Origin of the sequence: Nocardia sp. NBC_01329 (assembly GCF_035956715.1) — a bacterium.
In the GTDB taxonomy this organism is placed as follows: Bacteria; Actinomycetota; Actinomycetes; order Mycobacteriales; family Mycobacteriaceae; genus Nocardia.
In genome coordinates, this window is the sequence record NZ_CP108381.1 from 2928954 (window position 1) to 2950928 (window position 21975).

At 65.6% G+C, this 21975-nt stretch carries 23 protein-coding genes; 11 read left to right on the forward strand and 12 right to left on the reverse strand.

Annotated features, from left to right (window positions below; translation table 11 throughout):
* Positions 1-432: 432 nt before the first annotated feature.
* The 3 genes from OG405_RS13265 (at position 433) to OG405_RS13275 (ending at position 2663) form a co-directional block, all read left to right on the forward strand.
* Entirely contained in the window at positions 433-813 is a 381-nt protein-coding gene (locus OG405_RS13265; RefSeq protein ID WP_327151931.1) for an SHOCT domain-containing protein, read from the forward strand.
* Positions 814-886: 73 nt separating this feature from the next.
* On the forward strand, positions 887-1213 hold the full coding sequence (locus tag OG405_RS13270; protein ID WP_327151932.1) for an amphi-Trp domain-containing protein: 327 nt from the start codon (positions 887-889) through the stop codon (positions 1211-1213).
* Between the two features lie 88 nt (positions 1214-1301).
* Positions 1302-2663 (forward strand): diacylglycerol/lipid kinase family protein, encoded by a 1362-nt coding sequence (locus OG405_RS13275; protein ID WP_327152325.1) that lies wholly within the window; start codon positions 1302-1304, stop codon positions 2661-2663.
* 60 nt (positions 2664-2723) lie between these two features.
* Here OG405_RS13275 and OG405_RS13280 read toward each other — a convergent pair whose 3' ends face one another.
* Both OG405_RS13280 and OG405_RS13285 read right to left on the reverse strand, forming a co-directional pair.
* Entirely contained in the window at positions 2724-3128 is a 405-nt protein-coding gene (locus tag OG405_RS13280; RefSeq protein ID WP_327151933.1) for a hypothetical protein, read from the reverse strand.
* Between the two features lie 80 nt (positions 3129-3208).
* Positions 3209-3928 carry an SDR family NAD(P)-dependent oxidoreductase gene (locus OG405_RS13285; protein ID WP_327151934.1) on the reverse strand — a complete coding sequence of 240 codons (720 nt, stop codon included), beginning with the start codon at positions 3926-3928 and terminating at the stop codon, positions 3209-3211.
* Positions 3929-4115: 187 nt separating this feature from the next.
* Here OG405_RS13285 and OG405_RS13290 point away from each other — a divergent pair, with 187 nt between their 5' ends.
* Positions 4116-4580 (forward strand): GNAT family N-acetyltransferase, encoded by a 465-nt coding sequence (locus OG405_RS13290; RefSeq protein WP_327151935.1) that lies wholly within the window; start codon positions 4116-4118, stop codon positions 4578-4580.
* A gap of 217 nt (positions 4581-4797) precedes the next feature.
* Positions 4798-5397, forward strand: a complete 600-nt coding sequence (locus OG405_RS13295; protein ID WP_327151936.1) for a hypothetical protein — start codon at positions 4798-4800, stop codon at positions 5395-5397.
* 156 nt (positions 5398-5553) lie between these two features.
* Here OG405_RS13295 and OG405_RS13300 read toward each other — a convergent pair whose 3' ends face one another.
* The 5 genes from OG405_RS13300 to OG405_RS13320 form a co-directional block, all read right to left on the reverse strand.
* Complete coding sequence (locus OG405_RS13300; RefSeq protein ID WP_327151937.1) at positions 5554-6516, reverse strand: hypothetical protein; 963 nt, start codon at positions 6514-6516, stop codon at positions 5554-5556.
* Positions 6517-6674: 158 nt separating this feature from the next.
* Positions 6675-8063 (reverse strand): dihydropyrimidinase, encoded by a 1389-nt coding sequence (gene hydA, locus OG405_RS13305; RefSeq protein WP_327151938.1) that lies wholly within the window; start codon positions 8061-8063, stop codon positions 6675-6677.
* A complete protein-coding gene (locus tag OG405_RS13310) occupies positions 8060-8446 on the reverse strand; it encodes an allophanate hydrolase-related protein (RefSeq protein ID WP_327151939.1) in 387 nt (128 codons plus the stop codon). Before OG405_RS13310 ends, hydA begins: the two co-directional genes overlap by 4 nt.
* A gap of 12 nt (positions 8447-8458) precedes the next feature.
* Positions 8459-9607, reverse strand: a complete 1149-nt coding sequence (locus tag OG405_RS13315) for an NAD(P)/FAD-dependent oxidoreductase (RefSeq protein WP_327151940.1) — start codon at positions 9605-9607, stop codon at positions 8459-8461.
* Complete coding sequence (locus tag OG405_RS13320) at positions 9597-10604, reverse strand: dihydrodipicolinate synthase family protein (protein WP_327151941.1); 1008 nt, start codon at positions 10602-10604, stop codon at positions 9597-9599. The genes OG405_RS13315 and OG405_RS13320 overlap by 11 nt, the downstream gene beginning before the upstream one ends.
* A 134-nt stretch (positions 10605-10738) precedes the next feature.
* Here OG405_RS13320 and OG405_RS13325 point away from each other — a divergent pair, with 134 nt between their 5' ends.
* The 4 genes from OG405_RS13325 (at position 10739) to OG405_RS13340 (ending at position 14341) form a co-directional block, all read left to right on the forward strand.
* Positions 10739-11785 (forward strand): LacI family DNA-binding transcriptional regulator, encoded by a 1047-nt coding sequence (locus OG405_RS13325; RefSeq protein ID WP_327151942.1) that lies wholly within the window; start codon positions 10739-10741, stop codon positions 11783-11785.
* A 154-nt stretch (positions 11786-11939) separates the two neighbouring features.
* Positions 11940-12797: an ABC transporter substrate-binding protein gene (locus tag OG405_RS13330; RefSeq protein ID WP_327151943.1), complete on the forward strand. Its 858-nt coding sequence runs from the start codon at positions 11940-11942 to the stop codon at positions 12795-12797.
* Between the two features lie 27 nt (positions 12798-12824).
* Positions 12825-13565, forward strand: coding sequence for an amino acid ABC transporter permease (locus OG405_RS13335; protein WP_327151944.1), 741 nt, complete (start codon positions 12825-12827; stop codon positions 13563-13565).
* Between the two features lie 26 nt (positions 13566-13591).
* Complete coding sequence (locus tag OG405_RS13340) at positions 13592-14341, forward strand: amino acid ABC transporter ATP-binding protein (RefSeq protein ID WP_327152326.1); 750 nt, start codon at positions 13592-13594, stop codon at positions 14339-14341.
* 326 nt (positions 14342-14667) lie between these two features.
* Here the strand turns inward: OG405_RS13340 and OG405_RS13345 are convergent, their stop codons facing one another.
* The 5 genes from OG405_RS13345 to OG405_RS13365 all read right to left on the reverse strand — a co-directional run bounded on the left by OG405_RS13345 (position 14668) and on the right by OG405_RS13365 (position 19758).
* Positions 14668-15264: an RBBP9/YdeN family alpha/beta hydrolase gene (locus OG405_RS13345; protein ID WP_327151945.1), complete on the reverse strand. Its 597-nt coding sequence runs from the start codon at positions 15262-15264 to the stop codon at positions 14668-14670.
* A gap of 22 nt (positions 15265-15286) precedes the next feature.
* Positions 15287-16630 (reverse strand): MFS transporter, encoded by a 1344-nt coding sequence (locus OG405_RS13350; protein WP_327151946.1) that lies wholly within the window; start codon positions 16628-16630, stop codon positions 15287-15289.
* Positions 16631-16751: 121 nt separating this feature from the next.
* Positions 16752-17804, reverse strand: a complete 1053-nt coding sequence (locus tag OG405_RS13355) for a 3-keto-5-aminohexanoate cleavage protein (protein WP_327151947.1) — start codon at positions 17802-17804, stop codon at positions 16752-16754.
* Between the two features lie 40 nt (positions 17805-17844).
* Entirely contained in the window at positions 17845-18735 is an 891-nt protein-coding gene (locus tag OG405_RS13360) for a TauD/TfdA dioxygenase family protein (protein WP_327151948.1), read from the reverse strand.
* 48 nt (positions 18736-18783) lie between these two features.
* A complete protein-coding gene (locus tag OG405_RS13365; protein ID WP_327152327.1) occupies positions 18784-19758 on the reverse strand; it encodes a quinone oxidoreductase family protein in 975 nt (324 codons plus the stop codon).
* Between the two features lie 307 nt (positions 19759-20065).
* On the opposite strand from OG405_RS13365, the gene OG405_RS13370 reads away from it, so the two are divergent.
* Positions 20066-21091, forward strand: coding sequence for an AraC family transcriptional regulator (locus OG405_RS13370; RefSeq protein WP_327151949.1), 1026 nt, complete (start codon positions 20066-20068; stop codon positions 21089-21091).
* Between the two features lie 111 nt (positions 21092-21202).
* A complete protein-coding gene (locus OG405_RS13375) occupies positions 21203-21964 on the forward strand; it encodes a GTP pyrophosphokinase (protein ID WP_442790710.1) in 762 nt (253 codons plus the stop codon).
* Positions 21965-21975: the final 11 nt, after the last annotated feature.

Sequence of the window (21975 nt, forward strand, 5' to 3'; positions counted from 1 at the left end):
CTAGCAAGGACGAAGACGGTATTCTTTTGCGTCGCCTACAGTTTCGCTTGTTCGGCCTGTCATCGGAGGGGCTCTTACGCGATGACGTGCGAGTGTGCGCTGCTCGCCCCTTCGGACTCCGGTCGGAGTAGCTGACCGACAGTGGTGATCGGTCTCTTCTCGGAGAGTAGCTGCCACGCGGTGCCGGCACCGGCGCGGTTCCCACCGGGAGGGGATGAGACCGGACAGTTTCGTCGCCGGTCCCGGCAGTTGCCCATCCATCGTCGGCGCGGCGACGATGGATGCGATCTCACCCGCTGCGGGTGAGACCGGACCGCCGCGAGAATCCTAGACTTCGGGCGCGCAGGCCTTGCCGGGTGAGCGCGGCATTCGATCTGCTCGACAGCTACGCGGTCCACGGGCTGGATTGCGGCATTCGAAGGGTGGTCGACCATGTTGGATACTATTTGGGAACTACTGTGGTACACGCTCGTCGTATTCGCGTTCGTCGCCTATCTGATCATCCTGTTCCATGTCATCGCGGATCTGTTCCGTGACCGGGAGATGTCCGGGATCGTCAAGACACTGTGGATCATCTTCTTGATCGTGGTGCCCTACATCACGGCCTTCGTCTACCTCATCGCCAGAGGCCGCGGTATGGCACAGCGGCAGATCGAAGCGCACAACAATGCCAGGCAGGCGACGGACGACTACATCCGGCAGGTGGCCGGGAAGTCCGCTACCGAACAGATCGCTGATGCGCAATCGTTGCTCGACGCGGGCACCATCAACCGGGCAGAGTTCGAAACCCTCAAAGCGAAAGCTCTCGGCTGACAGTCGCCGCGTGTGGAGCGCACTGCCCCGAGTCTGCCGGGCGGAGCGCACTGCCCCGAGTCAAGGAGTGGTCGTGCCCAAGTTGGAGCTGAAGAGAAAGTCCGAACTCTCCCGGAAAGAAGCCTCGGAGCGGCTCATCGCCCTCGGACATGCGCTGGCCGGCGGTGCGGAGACCGAACTCGGCACGGAGGGCGATTCCCTCTCGATTGTCGTCGCCGATCAGGTTCGCTGGGAGTTCGAGATAGAAGTCGACGGCGATGAGATCGAGGTGGAGATCGAGATCAGCTGGCGCGATGATTCGTCCGGCGAACCGAAAGCCGAAGCCGCCGCGGAATCGGAGAGCGCCGCCCGAGCCCGGGCCCCACGTCGTGCTCGCGCGCGTAAGAGCGCGGCGAAATGATCGGCATACCGTCCGGCGGCTATGGTCCACCCCGGTTCCGGCCGGTGCTCTGGCCCGGGTGAAGTCGGACTCCGGCGGGGTACCCGGAATGCGGCCTCATCACGAGCCCGGTGAGACCGCGGGTCCCGCCGGTGGCCGGCCGCGCGTGCTGGCCCGAGCGGCATTCCTCGCCGCGTTCGGTTCGGCGGCCGTACTGCTGATCTTCGCGGGGCTGCACACTCTGACACTGCTGATTCTGACTGTCGGTGCTCTCGCGGTGGGAGCCGCGGCCTCGTTCTGGTTCCTGACGAGCCGGGGCCCTCTGCGGTGGATATCGTTGGGCATCCTGGTGCTGACGCCGATCTCCGTGATCACCCTCCTCATTCGCGCGCATCTGTTGTGGGCGGTGGTACTGGCGTCATTACTGGCGATGCTCGCCCAGGCCTGCGCTCGGGCGGCGCTCGGCGAGGCTCGAGCCGATACGGTGATGCCCGAGCGTCCGGCGCCACCGCCGCGGCGGCCCTTCCTGGTCATGAACCCGCGCTCGGGTGGCGGCAAGGTGGGGAAATTCGATCTGCAGAAACGAGCCGAAGCACTCGGCGCCGAGGTAGCCCTGCTCGAAGGAGCGGGCGCGGCCGATATCGCGGCACTGGCACGGAATGCGGTGGCACGGGGCGCCGATCTGCTCGGCGTGGCAGGCGGCGACGGTACGCAGGCCCTCGTCGCGGGTATCGCCGCAGCGAACGATCTGCCGTTCCTGGTGATCAGTGCCGGTACCCGCAACCACTTCGCGTCCGATCTCGGATTGGATCTCTCCGATCCATCGACCTGCCTGGACGCACTCGCGGACGGCACGGAACTCCGCGTCGATCTCGGTGATATCGATGGCCGCGCCTTCGTCAACAACGCGTCGTTCGGCGTCTACGCCCAGATGGTGCAGAGCCCGGCATACCGGGAGGACAAGACCGCCACGATCCTGCAGCTGCTCCCCGATATGCTCGGCGGTCACCGCGGCGCCCGACTGGTCGCGCACCAGGGCGGGTCCACGATCGAGGATCCGCAGGCGGTACTGGTGAGCAACGGGCCGTACGAAACCCATGACCTGGCGGGTCTGGGCCGCCGGGCCCGGTTGGATCGCGGGACACTCGGTATGGTGACGATCAAGGTGGGCAGCGCACGACAGGCAGTCGGCCTCCTACGTCGCGCACACCAGCGCGGCCTCACTCGACACACCGGCGGTGAAGTCCTGATCGAGGCCGATGAGCCCGAGATTCCGGTCGGTGTCGACGGTGAGGCCCTGGTACTTCCCACGCCGATCCGATGCACAATCACCGCCGGCGCACTCCGAGTGCGTGTCCCCCGCGACCGTCCCGGCGTGCGCCCGTTCAAACGACCGATGGACTGGGCGCGGCTCCGGCGACTGGCTTTTTCACAGCGGCCGCACCCGACCGGTCGACGGCCGGGATCATGAGCCGGAACTCTCCGGCACCGTGCGGCCCGCGCAGGGGCCGGTGGGCACGTCCGCCGACCCTCACCCTTCGTCGGGCTGTACCCAGCGTCGAAGCGCTTCGATAGTGTTCTCCGGCGATGTGTTGAAACACAGGCGTATTCCGGGTGCGATGTCGGTAACCACATTGACGAGCCGTTCGAACAGCAGGGTGTGCTCGGCCGCCATGCGTACGCCCGCACCGATCATGGCGACCCGGAACGATCCGTCCGAGGCGCAGCGGCGTAACGCCGTCTCGGCCGCATCGGGATCCGCGGGCACCTGGCAGGACACGATATCGAATCCGGCTTCGCGGAGCGCGGCTTCTCCCGCCGCGATGCGCGCGGTGAGGGTGGCTTCGTCGAGGGATGGGTACCGGCTGTAGTCGATTGCACCGGGATGCAGTCCGATCGACAGGACGGTCAGCTCACTCGGATTCGTTTGTTCCATCGGACGATCCTCCGGTCTCACCACGGATATGACCAGCGCCGACCCTACTATCAGCAGGGTGACGGCCGTGAGTGCTGCCCTCACCACGGGACTGTTCCATTCCTGTCGAAGAACGCGCCGGTGGGTCCGCCGGGACCGATGGACGCCAGTTCGACGATGGCGTCGGTCCCCTCCGCGACGGTCTGGACACCGGTGTGACCGTTGAGGTCGGTGGCCGTGTAACCGGGGTCGACCGCATTGATCCGGATATCGCTCAGGGCGAGGGCGTACATGGTGGTGAGCATGTTCAACGCCGCTTTGGTTGCCGGGTAGCCGAGCATGGGTTGCAGGTATTCCTTCCAGCGCGGGTCGGTGACGGTCGGGATCGAGCCCATACCGCTGGAAACCATGACGATGCGCGGATGGCCGGACGCACGCAGCAGCGGCAGAAAACCATGGATGACACGGATGGGGCCGAAGACGTTGGTTTCGAACACCTCACGCACCTCGTCGACTCCCGTTACGGCCGGATGTGTGCGAGGCCCGCCGGTGGCGGCGTTATTTATCAGCACGTCCACGCGACCCACCGCGGCCCCCACCGCGGCGGCCGCCGCCGCCACCGATTCGTCCGATGTCACATCGAGCGCGACGAAGCGGGCCCGCACGCCTTCTCCGGCCAGCTCGTCCACCGCTGCGGCGCCACGCGCGCTGTCGCGGGCAGCGAGAAACACCTCCCAGCCCTGTCGGGCCAGTCGGCGCACCGTCTCACGTCCGAGTCCCTTGTTCGCTCCCGTCACCAGGGCGACCGTCTCTGTCGTCATGAGTGCAGCTTCGCGCCGATCGCACTGCGGCTCCAGAGTCGGCTGGGCCTGGGACCGGCGATACCACCCCCGGTAACCCGATGTCCGGGCGAAGCGGATGTCGTGCAGTTTCAGTGCCGGCGAAAGGCCTTGTCCTCGAAAAGGTCTGAGAAGTCCCGGCGGCCGCCACCCCTGTCAGACTGTTCGGATGGACATCAGACCAGCACGAGAGCAGGACCTCCCTTCCATTCTCGGCTTGGCAGCCCAGGTCGAGCTGTGGTTCGGCCCCATGGTCGACGACCCCGGATTCCAGCGCTCGGTGAACCAGCACATCCTCCGGTCAGCAGCGCTGATCGCAGTCGCTCCGAACACGGAGATCCTCGGCGCCGTGATGTTCGGTGTGAAGGCCCCGACATACCGCATCCACTGGCTCGTCGTCGCCGAACAGCAGCGCGGAAACAATGTCGGCTCAGCGCTCATGACTCACGCGACACGCAGGTTTACGCAGGTACCCGGAATCATCGAGGTAGTGACCTTCGGAATCGACCATCCGGGCGCCACCGCAAGCGGCGCACGAGCCTTCTACGAGAGCCTGGGCTTCGTACCCGCCGAGGCGGCGGCGCCCGGCCCGGAAGGTGGTTCCCGGCAGGTCTATCGGAAAGCGATCTCCTGACATTCAGGTCGGAATTCGTCGATACAGACAGCCCTGATCCGAACTGACGTCGACATCCACCGCTCGATGAGATCACGGAACGCCGCGGGAACCGCCGGCGGCCGGGTCGCGATAGCCTTCTATCTCCACTGGTCGGGAGACCGGTAACCCGACGAGAGGAATTGCTGTGATCCGCCCACTTCCCTCAGGCTCGCGGCCTCTCGGGGAATTCTGCTGGATGGACTGCAAGGCCGCGGACGTCGATGCGGCCGCTCGAGTGTTCGCCGACGAGTTCGGCTGGGAATGTCTGGTAGATCCGGGCGACTGGCGGGGCGCGATCAAAGCGCGAGCCGACAACCACTGGGTGGCCGGGCTCAGCAATCTCGACAGTCCTCTCTATCCGCCCGGAACTCCACCCCACATCAGCTATTACCTCGCGGTCGGGGATGCGGCGGCGGCACACGGCCTCGCTGTCGCCGACGGCGCCACCAGCCTGATCGCTCCCACGCCGGTTGCCGATCAAGGAATCCTCGCTACCGTCATCGATCCATTCGGAGCGGCCGTCTCGCTCTGGCAACCAGGAGCGTTCGCCGGATGGACGCACCCGCGGGGACCCCGGATACCGGGTCGGATCGTCCATGAATCCCGTGACCCCGCTGCCGCCGAGCGCTTCTATCGAGTCCGACTCGGCCTGTCCCTGCGGTACGCGGACTTCACTACACACCTCCCCGGATCGCCACCCGATGGTGACGCCGCCTGGACGGTCGCGATCCCATTCGGCGACCAGCCGACGCGGCCGGTCCGTCTTACGACCGGACACCGGTACTTGCGCTGCTGACGTCGGGGTGTGTCGATGCCCGGCACCACCACCCAGCTCCAGGCACCGTGGCCGACCGGTGTCTCCGCCGCCGCGCCGGCACCGGTCGGCGCGGCGGTTGGTCGTCGCGGAGCAGACACCACCGGACCGTCGCGCGGTGTGCCGGCACTGCGCCCGTCAAGGAATTGTCGGCGAACCGAATTCGGTGAGGACCGTGCCGTGCCGGATCGTGCCCGAAAGCCCGGCAAGCTCGGTCGGCGCCGACCAGGTCCGGAACCCGTCGTAGCTGTCGCTGTAGAGATAGCGGCCCTCGGTATAGGCGTCGAGATAGATGCGATGGCCGCCGTCGGGCAATGTCACCACCGACTGCCCCTCCCGCGGGCCACCCCAGCCCGCCCAATCCCCTTTCGCCACAAAGCTGTACGGCCCCAACGGATTATCGGCCACCGCCAGCTCGATCAGCTTCGTGTCCTCGTTCTTCACGAACGCCCACACCCGCCCGCCCAGCCGCACCAACGCCGTATCGATATAGCCCAGCGAACCCGGACCGCCGGGACTCAAACCTAGCAGCGGTATCGGCGGTGTCCATGCGGAAAACTCCGTTCCGCGCGGTACCACCATATGCGGGGTGAAACCATGACCCCAGGTCAGCGACACGATAATCCCGACCCGCCCCGCCACATCGGTATACCATTCCGGCGCCCACGCACCCTCCAAGCGGCCGGGCACCAGCATCGGCACAGCCGCCATCGCCGTCCAACTGATCCGATCCCGGCTGCGTGCCGCACCGATCGAGGTCGCGTCGGCGGCCATGGTGTAAGTGAGGTAATACCAACCGTCGGTGTGCAACAGCACGCTGGGGTCACGAACCAGCCCCGTCGGCGGCGTGTAGGCACGCTCGGCCACCGGCGTGAACCGCGTCCCGTCCACCGACTCGTACACCACCAAAGTCGTGTCACTGTCGGCACGGAACCCTGTCATCGTGTATCGCGAGGGCACCCGGTGCGGATCGACACCGACTCCGGGTAGCGCCGACTGCCCTCGTGCCGTCCCGATGCCCGGCAACGCCGTCCCGATGCCCAGCAACGGCAGCCCCGCCAGCAGGCCGAGTGCGGATCTGCGCCCCACATTGATCGCCATGACCAGCGATTCTGCGGTCTGCGCGATACGATGCGCCGCAGACGCGCCGCAACGCACGAGTCGTCCAACCGTAGAGCGGCCGCGCACTGCTTGTTTCGGATCGATCGGGTCGACCATCGACCAGTGGCGGAGTGTCGCAGTAACGAGCGCCGGGTGATTCACATATGGAAGGCACCGCTGAAGTCCAGAGCCGCGGCCGGTAGATGCCGGCCACGCGGTGTCGCATCTACGAGCTGACCGTCGTCGACCACAACGACCCCGCCCACCAGGACGGTGACCGGCTTGCCCCGGAGACGTCGGCCCTCGTACGGGGTGTAATCGGTGGCCATATGCAGTTCGCCGGTGGTGACCGTCCATTCGCGTGCCGGGTCCCAGATCGCGATATCCGCGTCCGCTCCCGGCATCAGGGAGCCTTTCCGCGGGTAGAGACCATTGGTGCGAGCGGGATTCGTCGCGGTCAGCTCGACGAACCTGCTGGGCGACAATCCCATACCGTCGACGTAGTGGGAGAAGATGACCGGGAGCCGTGTTTCGACACCGGGTAGCCCGTTGGGCATATGCCGCACGTCGTGCCGGTGCGATCGCTTCTGCGCGGTGTCATAGCAGCAGTGGTCGGATCCGATGGTGGTGATGTTCCCGGTGAACAGCTGACGGCCGAGCCCTTCGACGGTGTCGGTCGCACGCAGCGGCGGACAGCAGACGAACCGTTCGGGTTCCGGCCCGGCGTATTCGGTGGCGTCGAGGGTGAGATGGTGCGCGACCGCCTCGGTGAAGGCGACCAGTCCACGTTTACGGGCGTCGACCACCAGTTCGACCGCGGCCGGACTCGATTGATGGACGAAATAGACCGGGGCGCCCTGTGATTCCGCGATGGCCAGGATCGCCGCGACGGATGCGGTCTCGGCCAGTTCGGGCCGCGTGCTCGACATATGGGAGGCGTCGATATCTGCTGTCGCCGCCGCGCAGTTCTGCGCATCGGCGACGATCGCGTCGGATTCGCAGTGGATGATGACCATCCCGCCGAGATCGCGAGTGGCCCGCATGGTGTTCAAGATGGTGTGTTCGTTCGCCATCGTCTCGCCGGCGTAGGTGGTGAACATCTTCACCGTGCGAATACCGGCATCGGCCATGGTCGCCAATTGCTGCGCCGTGGTCTCGTCCCAGTCCACGACACAGGCGTGCAGAGCCGAGTCGCACAATCCCGCTGCCGCTTTGGCGCGTTGCTCCACCGCGGCGTCGAGCGGCCGCTGCCCCGGGCGCGGGATGGCGAAGTCGATGATCGTGGTGGTGCCACCGAAGACCGCGGCGGTGGTGCATTCGAGATAGGAATCCAGCGAGGTGAATTCGCCCGAGGTGAAACCTACGTGGCAGTGCGGATCCACCCCACCGGGCAGGACGAGTTTTCCGGTGGCGTCGATGATCTCCGCCGACTCGTCGACCGGCGTACCGGGGGCGACTACCGCCAGCACCTTGTCGCCGTCGATCACGAGATCGGCCGGTGCGGACCAATTCGATTCCACGACAGTGCCGCCGCGCACGACCTTCATCGCTTTTCCTCCAGATATGCCAGCCATCCACCCCGGTCACTGATATCGGTGACACCGGGTGCGCCGAGTGCGTCCGCGCGCATCCGCATGGACAGCGATCCGCTGCCGTTCGCCAGTTCGATGACACCGAGTTCGAGTTCGGCCGGTTCGCGGGGAAGCAGTTGCTCGCGCAGCACGTCGTACTCGACCTCGTACAGTTCGCCCGGTATCACCAAGCCGCCCGCGGCGACGGGATGCAGACCCGGAAATTCGTCACGGACGGAATAGAACCGGTACTTGGCGGCGGTTCGGACCCGCCCGAGGAACTTCGCGTCGTTCAATGCGTCGTTGAGCGTTCCGCCGGACATCGCCTGCCCGTTGACGAACATCGTGACCAGAGCCATGAGAAAGATCCTTTACCGCGTCGGAAGTTGGGTGAGCCGGGAGGGCGAGAAGGCGGACACGTCGAGCCCGGGTTCTTTCCCCAGTACCAGTGCCGTGAGCAACTCCGCCCACAGTGGCGCGAAGGTGAACGAGTACGTGCCACCCGCGACAAAGATCCCGGGTGCGCCGTCGAGTTCACCGATGACCGGCATTTCGTCGGGTGTGGTGACGACGGGTCCGGTCCACGCCTCGAGCAGTCGCCCACCGGCCAGGTCCGGGAGCAGTCGCGCCACCTGGGCGAGGTTGCCGGAAGTGCTGCTCTCCAGGATCGGGGCGGGATCGGTGGCGTGGAACGGTCCGGCGGGCCAGCCGCCGCCGAGAACGAGACGGTCGCGACGGTCCTGTTTGATCGACATGCCCTCGCCGACATGCTGTACCAGTACTTCGAGAGTGCTGGGGGCGGCAGCGAGGGAATGCATCTGCAGAGCCGTCGGTGTCAGGTGGAGCCGCACTCCGGCCAGTGCCGCGATATCGGCCATCCACGGACCGGCGGCGTCGATCACGACCGGAGTGTGCCAGGTCCCGCCAGGTGTGCCGGCCTGCCAGCTGTCGCGCGCTCGGCGCAATGTCGTGACGGGGGTGTTCGGGTGCACCACCGCGCCTTCGGCTTCCGCTCGCCGCAGTAGCGCCGGCCCCGCCATATCGGGTTCGGCGAAGCCGTCCCACGCACACCAGGTGGCACCTTCGATCGCCGGGCCCAGCAGCGGCAGCGCACGACGCGCCTCGTCCCCGGTCAGGACCTCGGTCGGAATCCCGGCGGCTCGTTCCCACTCGTGCTTCGTACGCAGCCGGCGTACCTGGTCCTCGGTCTCGGCGACCATGAATCCGCCACAGCGGACGAGACCGAGATCGGGCACGGATCCGGCGAGCACGTCCCACAGTCCACTGGTCGCCTTCTGCAGAGGAAGCAGATGTTCGACATCGACCGCGACACCTTGGCCGGGCCGGCGAGCGTGAATGGTCTGAATGTGCAGATTTCCCGCAGTGGTGCCCGAACCGGCCGAGTTCGGAATCCCACGGTCCAGTACCGCCACCCGAGATCCTGCCCGGGTGAGCGCCAATGCGGTAGCGGCGCCGACTATTCCGGCGCCGACGACGAGCGCGTCGACCTCAGTGCGCACTGCCGGCTCCCAGAGTCTGCGCCGACGCTTCGGCGATACCGGATTCGTCGATGATGTCCTGAAGCGCTGCCAGAGTCGTCTCGTCGGTGACCGGCAGCAGCGGTTCGCGCACCGCGCCGCCCGGCTGACCCAGCAGGTTCATCACGGCTTTCAACTGCGGAATGGGTGAGGCGAACACGCCGCTGTAGTCGCCGGCTATCAGCCTCCCGGACAACGCGCGGTACCTGTCGGCCCAGGTGCGAGCGGATACGGCGTCGCCGGCTGCCACCGCACGGTAGAACGGCACGGCGAACGGAGCGCCGACACCGCCGCCGTCGATATTGCCGTCACCACCCAGTTCGAGCAGGGTGGCGAGGCCGCGCCGGTGCAGAAAGCTGCCGAACACCCGGACCCGGCCCGCCACCGCTTCCACAGTGTCGAGCATCGACAGCCAGTTGCCGGTGCTGTCCTTGATCGCGACGACGTTGTCGAGATCGGCCAGGCTAGAGAACAGCCCCGGGCTGGTGCCGATATCGACGGACACTCCGCGCGGCCAGTTGTAGACCATGAACGGCAAAGACGTCGCCGAGGAGACGGTCTCGAAGAACCGCAGTGTCTCCTCGGGTGAGGTGTGGACGTAGGGAGGCGGTGTGGCGAGGACGCCGTCGGCACCGGCCGAGGACGCGTGCACCGCCAATGCCGACGATTGCCGGGCGGTGTAGGCGCTGATTCCCACGACGACGGGGAATCGACCGGCGACTGCGTCGACCGCCACTTCGGTGACTGTTCGGCGTTCGTCGTCGGTCTGGCTGAACCATTCACCGGTACTGCCGTTGACGAGTACGCCGTCCACCCCCATGTCCGCGTACAGATTCATCAGCGACCCGAGCGCCTCCGCGTCGAGAGAGCCCGCCGCTGTGAACGGGGTGGGGGCCGCGGGCCAGTATCCGGACCACGAGACGTCATCGCGATTCATATGGTGCTGCCTTTCGAACGAAATTCCACCGGAGATGGTCATTTTGCCGACCATGATGGGATCGATTGCATAGACTGCCGCCAGATGACCACCGCCGTCAAGCCGGAAACGTGCTCGTAACGCCGGCGGTGTCGAATAGCGGAAGTCCGGATACGGAATGGAGACAAGAGGGTTCGATGGCGGTCACTTTGATCGATGTGGCGGTGGCTGCGGGCGTATCGCGCAGTACCGCATCACGTGCGTTGAGCGGTTCCAGCCTGATCTCGGCCGAGACCCGGGCCGCGGTGGAACAGGCCGCCCGCACGCTCGGCTATCGACCGAACCGCGCCGCGAGCGCGCTGCGGTCGAACAGATCGCACCTGATCGGGCTGGTGATGAACAATCTGCTCAACGCGACATTCCACACCGTCGCGGAGGTGGTCCAGAAAAGAGCTTCGACCAGCGGTTTCCAGGTCATTCTGTGTATCACCGACGCGGACCCGGGCCGGGAGAACGACGTGCTGGCGATGCTCGGCGAGCACGGGGTCGACGGCACGATCGTGATCGGCAGCGGCCGCAGCGCGAGCGCGTCGAACGCGTTGTTGTCGCAGGGTCGGGCGGTGGTCAACCTCATCAGGTCGGTGCAGGGCAGCAAAGCGTCCACCGTGCTCGCCGACGATCTCGACGGAGCCCGGGACGCGACCGCGCATCTGCTGGCGCTGGGACACCGCCGTATCGGCTATATCGGCGGCACCGCCGACGCGACCTCGGGCCGGGAGCGATTCGAGGGGTATCGGCTCGCACTCGCCGATGCCGGGATCGACATCGACCACGACCTCGTGCGCAAAGGGCCCTTCACCACCGAGTTCGGCGCGGAGGCGGTGAACTCCCTGCTGGACGGGGCCGCGCCGATGACCGCGCTGTACGCGGCCAACCACGAGGCGGTGTTCGGCATCCTGCCCACCCTCTCCGGGCGCGGCGTTTCGCTACCCGATGAATTGTCCCTGGTCTGCCATGAGGACATGCCGTGGCTGGCGATGTGGCAGCCGGCGATCACGGTCGTGGACAACGGTGCCGCTCAGCTGGCGAACGTCGCGATGGATCTCCTCTTCCAGCAGATCAACGAGGCCGCCGGACCGGACGGCCGGACCTATCGGATCGGTGCGCGCCTGATCGAACGTGCCTCCTGCCGTGCCCATGACGGGGACCACACGAACTCGTCGACCGATCCGCCGGCTCGTTAACAGTTGATGACTTCGATGCCGGATGGGTTAACCACATTGACGGTGCCCACGTGTTTTGTCACTCTTTATGCAATCGATCCCACGGATCAGACGGATCGATTTCGACTTCCCCCGCAACTCGGTTGCGGTGCAGTTCATCTCGAAAGGCTCGCCAATGCGCAAGATCATCGGATTCGCGGCAGCGTTCGTCGTTGCCGCCGCCGTCACCGGATGCGGTTCATCGGAGGAGGTCGCCGCCCCGACGGATTGTTCACCGACGCTCGGCGCGGCCGACCTCGCGCAGGAGGGCGCGCTGACCATGGCGACCAACGCGACCCTGCCGCCCATGCAATACGTCGACGCCGACGGCGAGGTCATCGGTATGCGGGTCGACCTCGGTAAGGAGATCGCCCAGCGCCTGTGCCTCGCCCCGAAGTTCGTCAACATCGAGTTCGACGCGCAGATTCCGGGCGTTCAGAGCGGCCGGTGGGACATGATCGATACCGGGATGTTCTACACACCGGCACGTGCGGAGACGATCGATCTCGTCCCCTACGAAGTGCAGGCGGTGTCCATCTCGGTTCCCGCGGGCAATCCGGAATCGATCTCCCGAGTCGAGGATCTGGCAGGCAAGACGATCGGCGTCGAAGCACCCGGTTACGAGTTCGACACCCTGACCGCGCTCGCCGCGCAATTCGCCGCCGAAGGCAAACCTGCGCTGAATGTCCAGACTTTCAAGACGAACGCCGACGCCTACCAAGCATTGTCCGCCGGCCAGATCGACGGCACGTCGATCGTGGAGTCGGTCACGTCCTTCTATCAGAAGGACGGCCGCTTCGAGACGGCGGTCGGCGGTATCAACGAAGCGCCCTTGGCCATGGGCTTCGCCAAGGGCAGTAAGGCGGCGGCCGAGGTCGCGCGGGTTCTCGCCGAGATGCGGAACGACGGCTACCTCCCGGATCTGTTCGGCCAGTACGGCGTCACCGGCTACGAAGGCGATATCGCCGTGGCCACGGGCCCGCTGACCAGCTGATCCGCAGCTCTATCGAAAGGCATCCCCATGTGGTCTTGGGACGCGTTCTTCTCCATCCTGACGAGTCGGCAATTACTCGAAGGCGCGTGGGTCACGATATGGCTCACGGTCGTGAGCATGATCCTCGGGCTGATTCTCGCGGTGGTGGTCGCCGCGGCACGATCGTCGCGACTGCTGCCGCTGCGCGCGATATCCGGTTTCTACGTCTGGTTGATGCGCGGCACCCCGCTGCTGGTCCAGCTCGTGATCATCTACACCGGCCTGCCGCAGGTCGGAATCAAACTCGGTGTCATCGAGGCCGCGCTACTCGGGCTGGTACTCAACGAGGCCGCCTACCTCTCCGAGATCGTGCGTTCGGGAATCATGTCCGTCCCCGCCGGTCAGACCGAAGCCGCGCGGGCGCTCGGAATGTCTCCGATGAAGGTGTTCCGGGTCGTCGTGCTCCCCCAGGCGCTCCGGGTGATGATTCCGCCGCTCGGAAACAGCTTCAACGGCCTCCTGAAAACTACGACGCTGGTCTCGGTGATCTCGGTGCAGGAACTTCTCCGGCGAACGCAGTTCCTGGTCCAGGTCAATTTCCGAGTACTCGAAGGCCTGTGCGCGGCCGCGCTGTACTTCCTGGTGCTGACCACCCTGTGGGGATTGATCCAGCAGATGCTCGAAGCCCGCGCCGGACGAGGCTACGACCGCAATTACAGACACAAGAGCACCGGGGAATCGAAGATTCCGGACGAGAGTGCACTGGAGGCAGAGGCGGTGAACCGATGACCGATATCGCGGAGAAAGCTCCGATGATGGTAGAAGTCCGGAACATGACGAAGTCGTACAGCGACCTGGTCGTGCTCGACGGAATCGACTTCACGGTGGGCACCGGAGAAGTGGTCCTCTTATTGGGGCCCTCCGGCAGCGGGAAGAGCACATTGCTGCGGACTCTGAACTGCCTCGAGACGATCGATTCCGGCACGGTACGCGTCTGCGGTGAAATGATCGGATTCGCCGACGACGATCGTCGGCGCCCCCTGTCCGAAACTCGACTCGCGAAACAGCGTCATCACACCGGCATGGTGTTCCAGAGCTTCAATCTTTTCCCCATGATGACCGCCCTGGACAATGTCGCATCGGGGCCGCGGCATGTCCTGGGAGTCACGAAGGACCTCGCTCGCCGACAAGCCCGGGAACTGCTCGAAATGGTCGGCCTGGGAGACAAGGCCGACAACTACCCCGCGCAGTTGTCGGGTGGGCAACAACAACGGGTAGCCATCGCCCGCGCCCTCGCCATGAAACCGAAGGTCATGCTGTTCGACGAGCCCACTTCCGCGCTCGACCCGGAAATGGTCAAAGAGGTCCTCGACGTGATGGTCCGCCTGCGCGACGAGGGAATGACCATGGTCGTGGTCAGTCACGAAATGGGCTTCGCCAAGGCCGCGGCCGATCGCATCGTCTTCATGAGCGAGGGAAAAATCATCGAGGACGCGGAGCCGGATCAGTTCTTCGGCAACCCGCAGAACCCCAGAACCCGGCAGTTCCTGCGCCAGGTCCTCTGACTCCGGCGCCCGGTCGTGCCAGACCGCTGCTGAAGTCAGGTGGCCGCCGACGCGCCGACGAGGGCGAGCGCGCTCACCCACAGGGCCGGGCAGCGGCCGGCACGAGCGGACGTGCGCCGATCCGGGCGAGGATGCGGAACCGGACACCGCTACCGAGGGCGAACATAGCGGCGGTGAGCAGCGCGCCTTGCAGATGCCGGGCGAGGTCGCGTGCGGTCGAAGGGACAGCACCTGTCGCTCGCGGCACCAGTCGATCAGCTCGGACTCCGTGACGGACGAGCCGCTTCTCACACGTCTGCTGACCGCTTCCGAAGTGACCACCTTGCTCACCGCGTAGCCTCCCCCGCCATCGGTACCCAGGTGTCCATCAATTGGTCGAGCAGCCGCTCGCCGTGCGGCCACGACCCGTACCCGGAGGCCGGGTTGAGATGCCCGACTTCGCCGATATCGACGAGACGTGCGCCCCATGCCTCCGCCATCCCGGAAACCCGCCGATACGAGGCCAGCGGATCGTTCGTGGAGGCGGCCACCACGCTGGGAAACGGCAACCGGCGCCGTGGGATCGGCAGCCAGCCGCCGGCGTCGAGTTCCGCCGATGCCGGGTACCCGGCGGGCAGTGCGGATTCGAGGTCCGGCGGGGTGGCGAGCAGCGCCGCGCGCACCGGACGGGTCGCGGACCGCGCCCAATGCACGGTGATCATCACGCCGGCGCTGTGCGCAACGAGGTACACCGGGCCGGTGACTTCGTCGAGCACCGCATCCAGTGCGGCGATCCGTGTGCTCAGCGAGAGCTTGTCGTGTTCGAGCGGCGGTACCGTCCGCACCTGCGGAAGGCGCTCTGCCAGCAGAGTCTGCCAATGGTCGGCCACGTGGTCGCGGAGTCCTGGGACGATCACGACTGTCGGGTCGGCGGTGCCATCCATGAAATTCGTTTCCTCTCAGGTGTTATCGAGCGATGGCCGGGTCGAGCGCGGTGAGCCGGCGAAGCCCGGCTGGATAGACGCGTTTACCGACGATGAAGGCGGCGATGGCGAGCAGGTACGGCAGTGGGGCCAGGCGCAGAGCGTCGGTCAGCCCGATATGGTCGGCCAGCACGCCCACGACGAAGGGTCCGAGCGCGAGTCCGAGCAGGCTGTTCGCCAGGGTGAGGGTGCCGAAAGCCGACGCCCGCACCGACGGGTGCGTCAGGTTGGCGACCATGGCGGCGGTCGGGCCCGAGGATCCACCGGAGAAGAAGGCTCCGATACCGATCAGGATCAACTGCGCGGGCCCGGTACCGAGGCCGAATCCGATGGTCAGGCAAACCAGTGAGATCAGGCAGAACACGACCGCCGTGGTCCATTTACGCGACATATCGGCGCGGCTGACCCGATCGGTGATGTAGCCGCAGCCGACCATGCCCGCACCGACGAACAGGACGACTATCGACGCGACGAGTCCGGCCTTGTCCGGTGGGAGGTCGTACTGACGGTTGAAGAAGCTCGGCGTCCACGACAGCAGCACCGCTGCGGTGAATATCTGCAGACCGCTGCCGAGGTACGCGCACAGCACCGCTGGATTGGTGAACAGCGTGGATACCGGCGCCCGGACCGTGTCCACGGCGGATGGGGCGACGGCCACCGGATCCGTGGCATAGCGGGCCAGTTTCGCTTCGGTCACCACGGCTCGGAACAGCACCGCGAGAATCAACCCGAATACCGCCATGGTGGCGAACGACCAGCGCCAGCCGAGCTGTACCGCGATCACCCCACCGAGCGCGACGCCGAGCACGGATCCGAAAGATCCACCGGCCATGAAAGCACCGCCGAGAGCGGCGTGCACACGCGGCGCGAACACACTGAGCACCACGGCGATACCGACGCTGCCGTAGGCGGCCTCCCCCACCCCGACCAGGAATCGTGCGCCCAGCATCTGCTCGTAGCTCGCGGCGACCGCGCACAGCAGTGTTGCCGCACTCCACAGCACGGCCATGAGCACCAGGCTGCGGGTCCTGCCCCAACGGTCCGCCACTATCGACAGCGGCAGCGTGAGTAGCCCGACCATGAGGGCGACGACGCTGGTGAGTGACGCGAGCTGCGAGTCCGACAGCATCCATTCGGTTTTCAGGAACGGAAAGATCGCACTGAGGACCTGCCTGGACATATAGTCGGCCAGCAGCAGTCCGAATGCCAGCGCGAACACCACCCATGGATAGATACTGCGGCGGCTCGGTGGTGAGCCGGTGATCGCCCGGGCCGGGACAGCGGTGTCGTGATCCGCCGTTCCGGCGGCGGTAGTGTGCAACTCCATCGGTGCTCCTACGGATCCGGCGGAGGCAGAAGAAGAGAGCCCCACCGGGGTTGGAAAGGAACGGGCACGGACCCCTCGGTCCGTGCCCGCGGTGATCGTCGGGCGTCCGCGCGGCGGACGGTCAGGCGTGGTGGGTGAATCCGATCTGGCCCGGCTTCCGGTTGGGCGCGAATCCGATCTTGGCCAGGGTCTCGTCGGCGCCGCTGTAGCGTTCGCCGAGCTGGTAGATCTCGCGGGCTTCCTTGCCGGTAGCGACCTCACGGCCCAGTTCCCCGGCGATTCGCACCAGTTGCTCGACCTGCTGGACCGAGGTCATCTTCTGCCCCTTGCGGCCCCAGAGGGTGTCCTCGTTCCCGCAGCGGGCGTGCAGTCCCATGGCGATGGCCATCGTGTTGACCGGCAGGACGCTGCGCATGAGGGTTTCCAGCGTGAGCACCGCGCCGTCGGGAACCCGGCGGATGAACTCCATCATGTTGTAGGGATTCGGCCCATCGAAACCACCACCGATCCCCACCCAGGTCAACATGAGCGGTCCGGTGTATACGCCACGGCGGATCAACCGCTCGACGGTTTCGAACTGCGCGATGTTGGCGAGTTGGAAATGGGGCTGGATTCCCTTGGCCTGCAGCCTTTTCAGATGCTCCGCAACCCAGCCGGGGCCGGCGGGAACGTGCATCTCCCGGTACGCCTCGTAGACCTCGGGGCGGGTGAAGGACGTACCGGCGATATCGTCGTCGGTCATCAATTCGATGATGTTCATCTGATTGGTGTTGATCGCGATGGTCACCTGATCCGGTTTCGGATCCAGCTCGGCGAGCAGATGCCGCGCATCGTCGGACAGCCACACGGCCTCGGCCCCGGAACCCTCCGGTGCGAACGAGATCGAACCACCGACCTGCAGGATCATATCCGGCACCGCGTCGCGCAGCCGGCCGAGGAGCTCGTTGAACTTCGACAGGCGCTTGGACCCTTTACCGTCCAGTTCACGGACATGGATGTGCAGCACGGTGGCGCCCGCGTCGTAGCAGTCGACGGCCTGCTGGACATGTTCGTCCATGGTGAGCGGGAGGTCTTCGCGGAAATCGCCGGGCTCCCATTCCGGGCCGTAGGGCGCCACGGTGATCACCAGCTTTTCCTGGTTCTCCGGGAACAGAGCGTCGTCGTGAAAATACATGGAATTCCTCCGATGAGATTCGAATGACAGGTGATCGGTGTCAGTACGGGCGGTCGCCGACGATCCCGGCGCGCTCCATCTTGCGGACAGCGGGCCAGTAATCCTGGACGGCGTAGTGCTGCGTCGAGCGGTTGTCCCAGATCGCGAAACTGTTCGCCGTCCACCGCCACCGCACCTGGTATTCGGGAATGCTCGCCTGGCGCATGAGGTAGTGCAGTAGCTCGGCGGCGCCAGGGGCGTAATCGGCGCCGAATCGAACATTCTCGGGCGTATGGAAATTCGTCAGATGGGTGGCGAACGAGTTCACGAACAGGATCTTCTCGCCGGTCTCCGGGTGGGTTCGCACCACCGGATGTTCGGCATCCGGGAAACGTTCGCGCAGAGCGTGCCGCTCCTCCAACTGCATCGCCGCACCGAAACTCGCCTCGATACTGTGCCGCGCGGTCAAGCCCCGGATCCGCGCCTTCACCTCCTCCGGCAGTCGGCGGTAGGCCTCGGCCATATCCACCCAGATCGTGTCGCCGCCGACGGACGGGGTCTCCACGCAACGGAGCACGCATCCCATCGGTGGGCTCTCCCGCCAGGTGGCGTCGCAGTGATAGGCGTTCTCGTAATGTTCCGGCGGGCTGTCGAGATCCTTGTAGATGCGGACCAGGCCCGGGTGGTCGGGATCGCTGCCCGCGACCGGATGATCCTCCAGGTCGCCGAATCGCCGTGCGAGAGCGATGTGCTCGGACCGGCTGATGTCCTGGTCCCGGGCGAACAGCACCTTGTATTCGAGCAGTAGTGCCCGCATCTCGTCGAACAGCTCGTCGTCGCGTGCGACCTCGGCCAGGTCGATATCGGAAAGCTCGGCGCCGATCGACCGGGTCAACGGCAGCACGCTGAGCCGCCGACCGGTGAGCTGTCGGGGTCCGGCAAATGTTGTCATGCTTGTCCTCCGTACGTTGTGATCCGGTAACCGGTGCTCCGCGCCCGGTCAGAGTGTGAAAACAGAGGAGCCGATGCTGCGTCCGGTCTCGAGGTCGCGGTGCGCACCGGCAGCGTCGGCAAGGTCGTAACGCTGGTTGACCTCGACTCGGATCCGCCCCGCGGCGACGTGGCCGAACAATTCGCCGGCCAGCTCGGCTCGTTCGGCGGGGTCGGCGATGTAGTCGGCGAGAGCCGGCCGAGTGACGAACAGCGACCCCTGAACGGCCAGTTCCATCGCGTCGATCGGCGGCACCGGCCCCGAGGCCGTACCGAAACATACGAGCAGCCCACGCCTGGCCAGGGAATTCAAGGAAGCCCGGTAGGTGGTCTTGCCGATGCTGTCGAACACCACCGGCACGCCCGCTCCACCGGTTATCTCACGGACCCGGGGCGCGACGTCCTCCCTGGTGTAGATCACGACATGATCGCAACCGTGCGCCCGCGCGACCTCTGCCTTCTCCTCGCTCGAGACCGTCCCGATAACGTTGATGCCCAGCACTTTCGCCCACTGGGTGAAGATCAGGCCGACACCGCCCGCGGCGGCGTGTAGCAGGACCGTGGCGCCGGGCTCGAGCGGATGGATACGCCGCAGTAGGTACGCGGTGGTCAGTCCGCGCATCGTCATCGCCGCGGCGGTTTCGAAGGGGATGTCAGCCGGCAGACCGATCAGGTGCTGTGCGGGCAGAACTCTTTCCGTGCTGTACGCGCCGAGTGAGCTCCCGGTATAGGTGACGCGGTCACCCACCGTGAACTCGGTAACACCAGCACCGAGCGCTTCGATCACGCCTGCGGCCTCGACACCCATTCCCGCCGGCAACCGGGCCGGATACAGCCCGCTGCGAAAGTAGGTGTCCGCGAAATTCAGCCCCACTGCCTCGTGCCGGATCCGAACCTCGCCCGGCCCGGGCTGCCCGACCTCGAGCTCCTCCCAGCGGAGCACTTCGGGTCCACCGGTCTCGTACATTCGAACCGCTCCGGCCACGACAACTCTCCTCTTCCTCATGACCGCACCCTGTGCGCACGATCGCGCCGCGACATCGGACGATCCGGCGGGTAGGGCGGCCGATGGGGACACCTGATGCCGTGTCGGATGTTCGCCGCACGGATGCGACGGCGTACGGACTACCGAATACGAGCCCCTGCGGAAAGGGCGGGCCGAGTGCGTTCCGCAGCCATGTCGCCGTCCTTCCGGTCTTCGCGAACTCGCTGTGACGTGACCCACGTTAGGTGAAAATTCGAATGAATGCTTATCCTGACGGGACAGGAAACTATTCATTTAGGGACAGGCGATGGGAAGAAAGCCGCTGGCGCGCTATGCCGCCTTGAACAATTTCGTCACGCTCGGCCAATCCTTCGGGCTCGATCCCGCCCGTCTCGTGCGAGCGGCCGGACTGGACCCGGCCGGCCTCAATCTGCCGGACCGTTGGGTCCCCGCAGTAGCGGTCGCCGACCTGCTGGAACGCGCCGCCGGTGAGTCCGGCCACGAAGATTTCGGACTCAGACTGGCCGAACTGCGCCGGATATCCAGCCTCGGCCCCCTCAGCCTCGCCATCCGCGAGGAACCCGATGTACGCAGTGCGCTGAAAATACTCGCCCGGCACGAGAATATGTACAACGAGGCATTGCACACGCACTTGACCGAGCGCAACGGCGTCGGCACGATCGCCTTGACAATCGATCTCGGCGAGCCGGGTGAGACCCGCCAAGCCGTCGAACTCGGGGTCGGAGTCCTGCACTCGCTGCTGCGCGATTTCCTCGGAAGTGGCTGGTGTCCACTCGAAGTCGATTTCACCCATTCCGCTCCCGGGAATCTCGACACCCACCATCGGATCTTCGGTGGCAATATCGGATTCGACCGCGAATTCAACGGAATCGTCGTCTATACAACCGATCTCGACGCGACCAACGCCTTATCCGACCCGCTGCTCCGGTCATATACCCAGCAGTTCCTGGGAACGGCAGAACCTGTGCAGGAGCCGACCACCGCAGGTCGCGTCCGCGATCTCATCGAGACGCTGCTACCGACGGGACGGTGTTCGGCCGAACAGGTCGCGCGCAGCCTGGGCATCGAACGGCGGACCGTACACCGACACCTCGCGCAGGAGGGCGAGACCTTCAGTTCGATCCTCGACGACGTGCGCGCCGATTTGGCAGATCGCCTGGTGACGAACCGTCGATACGCCTTCACCGAGATTGCCGAGATGCTCGCCTTCTCCTCGCACAGCAATTTCACCCGCTGGTTCCGCAACCACTACGGCTGCAGCCCCAGCCGATGGCGCAGGACCCATGCGACGTCGACCGCTCCGCCCTCGTAGCGAGGTCGCTGGGCGGCGCGTGCGATCCGGCCGCGTACCGTGGTCGGTGCGGACAGGCCTGGCTGTGCCCGATATCCCCTACTGGGAACGGAAGGACATCGAAAGGTCGAGATGGCGACAGAAGAGGACAGGCGAGGTCATGACCGGCACGGGTCGGGCGACGAAGCGCGTATCGCTTTCATGATCCGCATGCGGGAGGATATGACCCGCTTCGTCATGGAATACGAGTTCGCTGTGAAAGAACTGCTCACGAAAGTCACGATTCTGCGTGAGGAATTCCGGCATCTGCACCACTACAACCCCATCGAACACGTCACCTCCCGAGTGAAGTCACCGACGAGCATTCTGCAGAAGGCGATACGAAAGAATATTCGCCCCGAGCTACCCGCTTTCCGTGAGCACATCACCGATATAGCGGGCGTACGGATCACCTGTAGCTTCATCACCGACACGTACCAGGTGCTCGAGGCGCTCACCGCGCAGGACGACGTCCGCGTCCTCGCCGTCAAGGACTACATCGCCCACCCGAAGCCGAACGGCTACAAGAGCCTGCACGCTATCCTCGAGATCCCTGTATTCCTGTCCACCGGGCCGGTGAATGTCACCGTCGAACTCCAGGTACGAACCGTCGCAATGGACTTCTGGGCGACCCTCGAACACAAGATCTTCTACAAATACGACAGGCACGTACCCCAGCGTCTCATCGACGACCTGGCGAGCGCCGCCGCGACGGCCGCGGAGCTCGACCACAGGATGGAGCAGTTGCACACCGAAATACACGGGGCGGCCGGCAGAAGCCGCGAACCACAGACCGATATCGACGACGAGACCCTCGGATTTCTCTGGGAACTCGCCCGAGACACCCGCGCCTGAAATTTCCCTAC

What these genes read in the sequence shown, in the direction of transcription:
- OG405_RS13280 (WP_327151933.1), bottom strand. Translation starts at nt 3,128, where the DNA reads ATGGAACAAACGAATCCGAGTGAGCTGACCGTCCTGTCGATCGGACTG.
- OG405_RS13290 (WP_327151935.1), top strand. Translation starts at nt 4,116, where the DNA reads ATGGACATCAGACCAGCACGAGAGCAGGACCTCCCTTCCATTCTCGGC.
- OG405_RS13330 (WP_327151943.1), top strand. Translation starts at nt 11,940, where the DNA reads ATGCGCAAGATCATCGGATTCGCGGCAGCGTTCGTCGTTGCCGCCGCC.
- OG405_RS13335 (WP_327151944.1), top strand. Translation starts at nt 12,825, where the DNA reads ATGTGGTCTTGGGACGCGTTCTTCTCCATCCTGACGAGTCGGCAATTA.
- OG405_RS13310 (WP_327151939.1), bottom strand. Translation starts at nt 8,446, where the DNA reads ATGGCTCTGGTCACGATGTTCGTCAACGGGCAGGCGATGTCCGGCGGA.
- OG405_RS13325 (WP_327151942.1), top strand. Translation starts at nt 10,739, where the DNA reads ATGGCGGTCACTTTGATCGATGTGGCGGTGGCTGCGGGCGTATCGCGC.
- OG405_RS13300 (WP_327151937.1), bottom strand. Translation starts at nt 6,516, where the DNA reads ATGGCGATCAATGTGGGGCGCAGATCCGCACTCGGCCTGCTGGCGGGG.
- OG405_RS13265 (WP_327151931.1), top strand. Translation starts at nt 433, where the DNA reads ATGTTGGATACTATTTGGGAACTACTGTGGTACACGCTCGTCGTATTC.
- OG405_RS13320 (WP_327151941.1), bottom strand. Translation starts at nt 10,604, where the DNA reads ATGACCATCTCCGGTGGAATTTCGTTCGAAAGGCAGCACCATATGAAT.
- OG405_RS13355 (WP_327151947.1), bottom strand. Translation starts at nt 17,804, where the DNA reads ATGTATTTTCACGACGACGCTCTGTTCCCGGAGAACCAGGAAAAGCTG.
- hydA (WP_327151938.1), bottom strand. Translation starts at nt 8,063, where the DNA reads ATGAAGGTCGTGCGCGGCGGCACTGTCGTGGAATCGAATTGGTCCGCA.
- OG405_RS13295 (WP_327151936.1), top strand. Translation starts at nt 4,798, where the DNA reads ATGGACTGCAAGGCCGCGGACGTCGATGCGGCCGCTCGAGTGTTCGCC.
- OG405_RS13345 (WP_327151945.1), bottom strand. Translation starts at nt 15,264, where the DNA reads ATGGATGGCACCGCCGACCCGACAGTCGTGATCGTCCCAGGACTCCGC.
- OG405_RS13340 (WP_327152326.1), top strand. Translation starts at nt 13,592, where the DNA reads ATGGTAGAAGTCCGGAACATGACGAAGTCGTACAGCGACCTGGTCGTG.
- OG405_RS13275 (WP_327152325.1), top strand. Translation starts at nt 1,302, where the DNA reads ATGCGGCCTCATCACGAGCCCGGTGAGACCGCGGGTCCCGCCGGTGGC.
- OG405_RS13375 (WP_442790710.1), top strand. Translation starts at nt 21,203, where the DNA reads ATGGCGACAGAAGAGGACAGGCGAGGTCATGACCGGCACGGGTCGGGC.
- OG405_RS13350 (WP_327151946.1), bottom strand. Translation starts at nt 16,630, where the DNA reads ATGGAGTTGCACACTACCGCCGCCGGAACGGCGGATCACGACACCGCT.
- OG405_RS13285 (WP_327151934.1), bottom strand. Translation starts at nt 3,928, where the DNA reads ATGACGACAGAGACGGTCGCCCTGGTGACGGGAGCGAACAAGGGACTC.
- OG405_RS13360 (WP_327151948.1), bottom strand. Translation starts at nt 18,735, where the DNA reads ATGACAACATTTGCCGGACCCCGACAGCTCACCGGTCGGCGGCTCAGC.
- OG405_RS13370 (WP_327151949.1), top strand. Translation starts at nt 20,066, where the DNA reads ATGGGAAGAAAGCCGCTGGCGCGCTATGCCGCCTTGAACAATTTCGTC.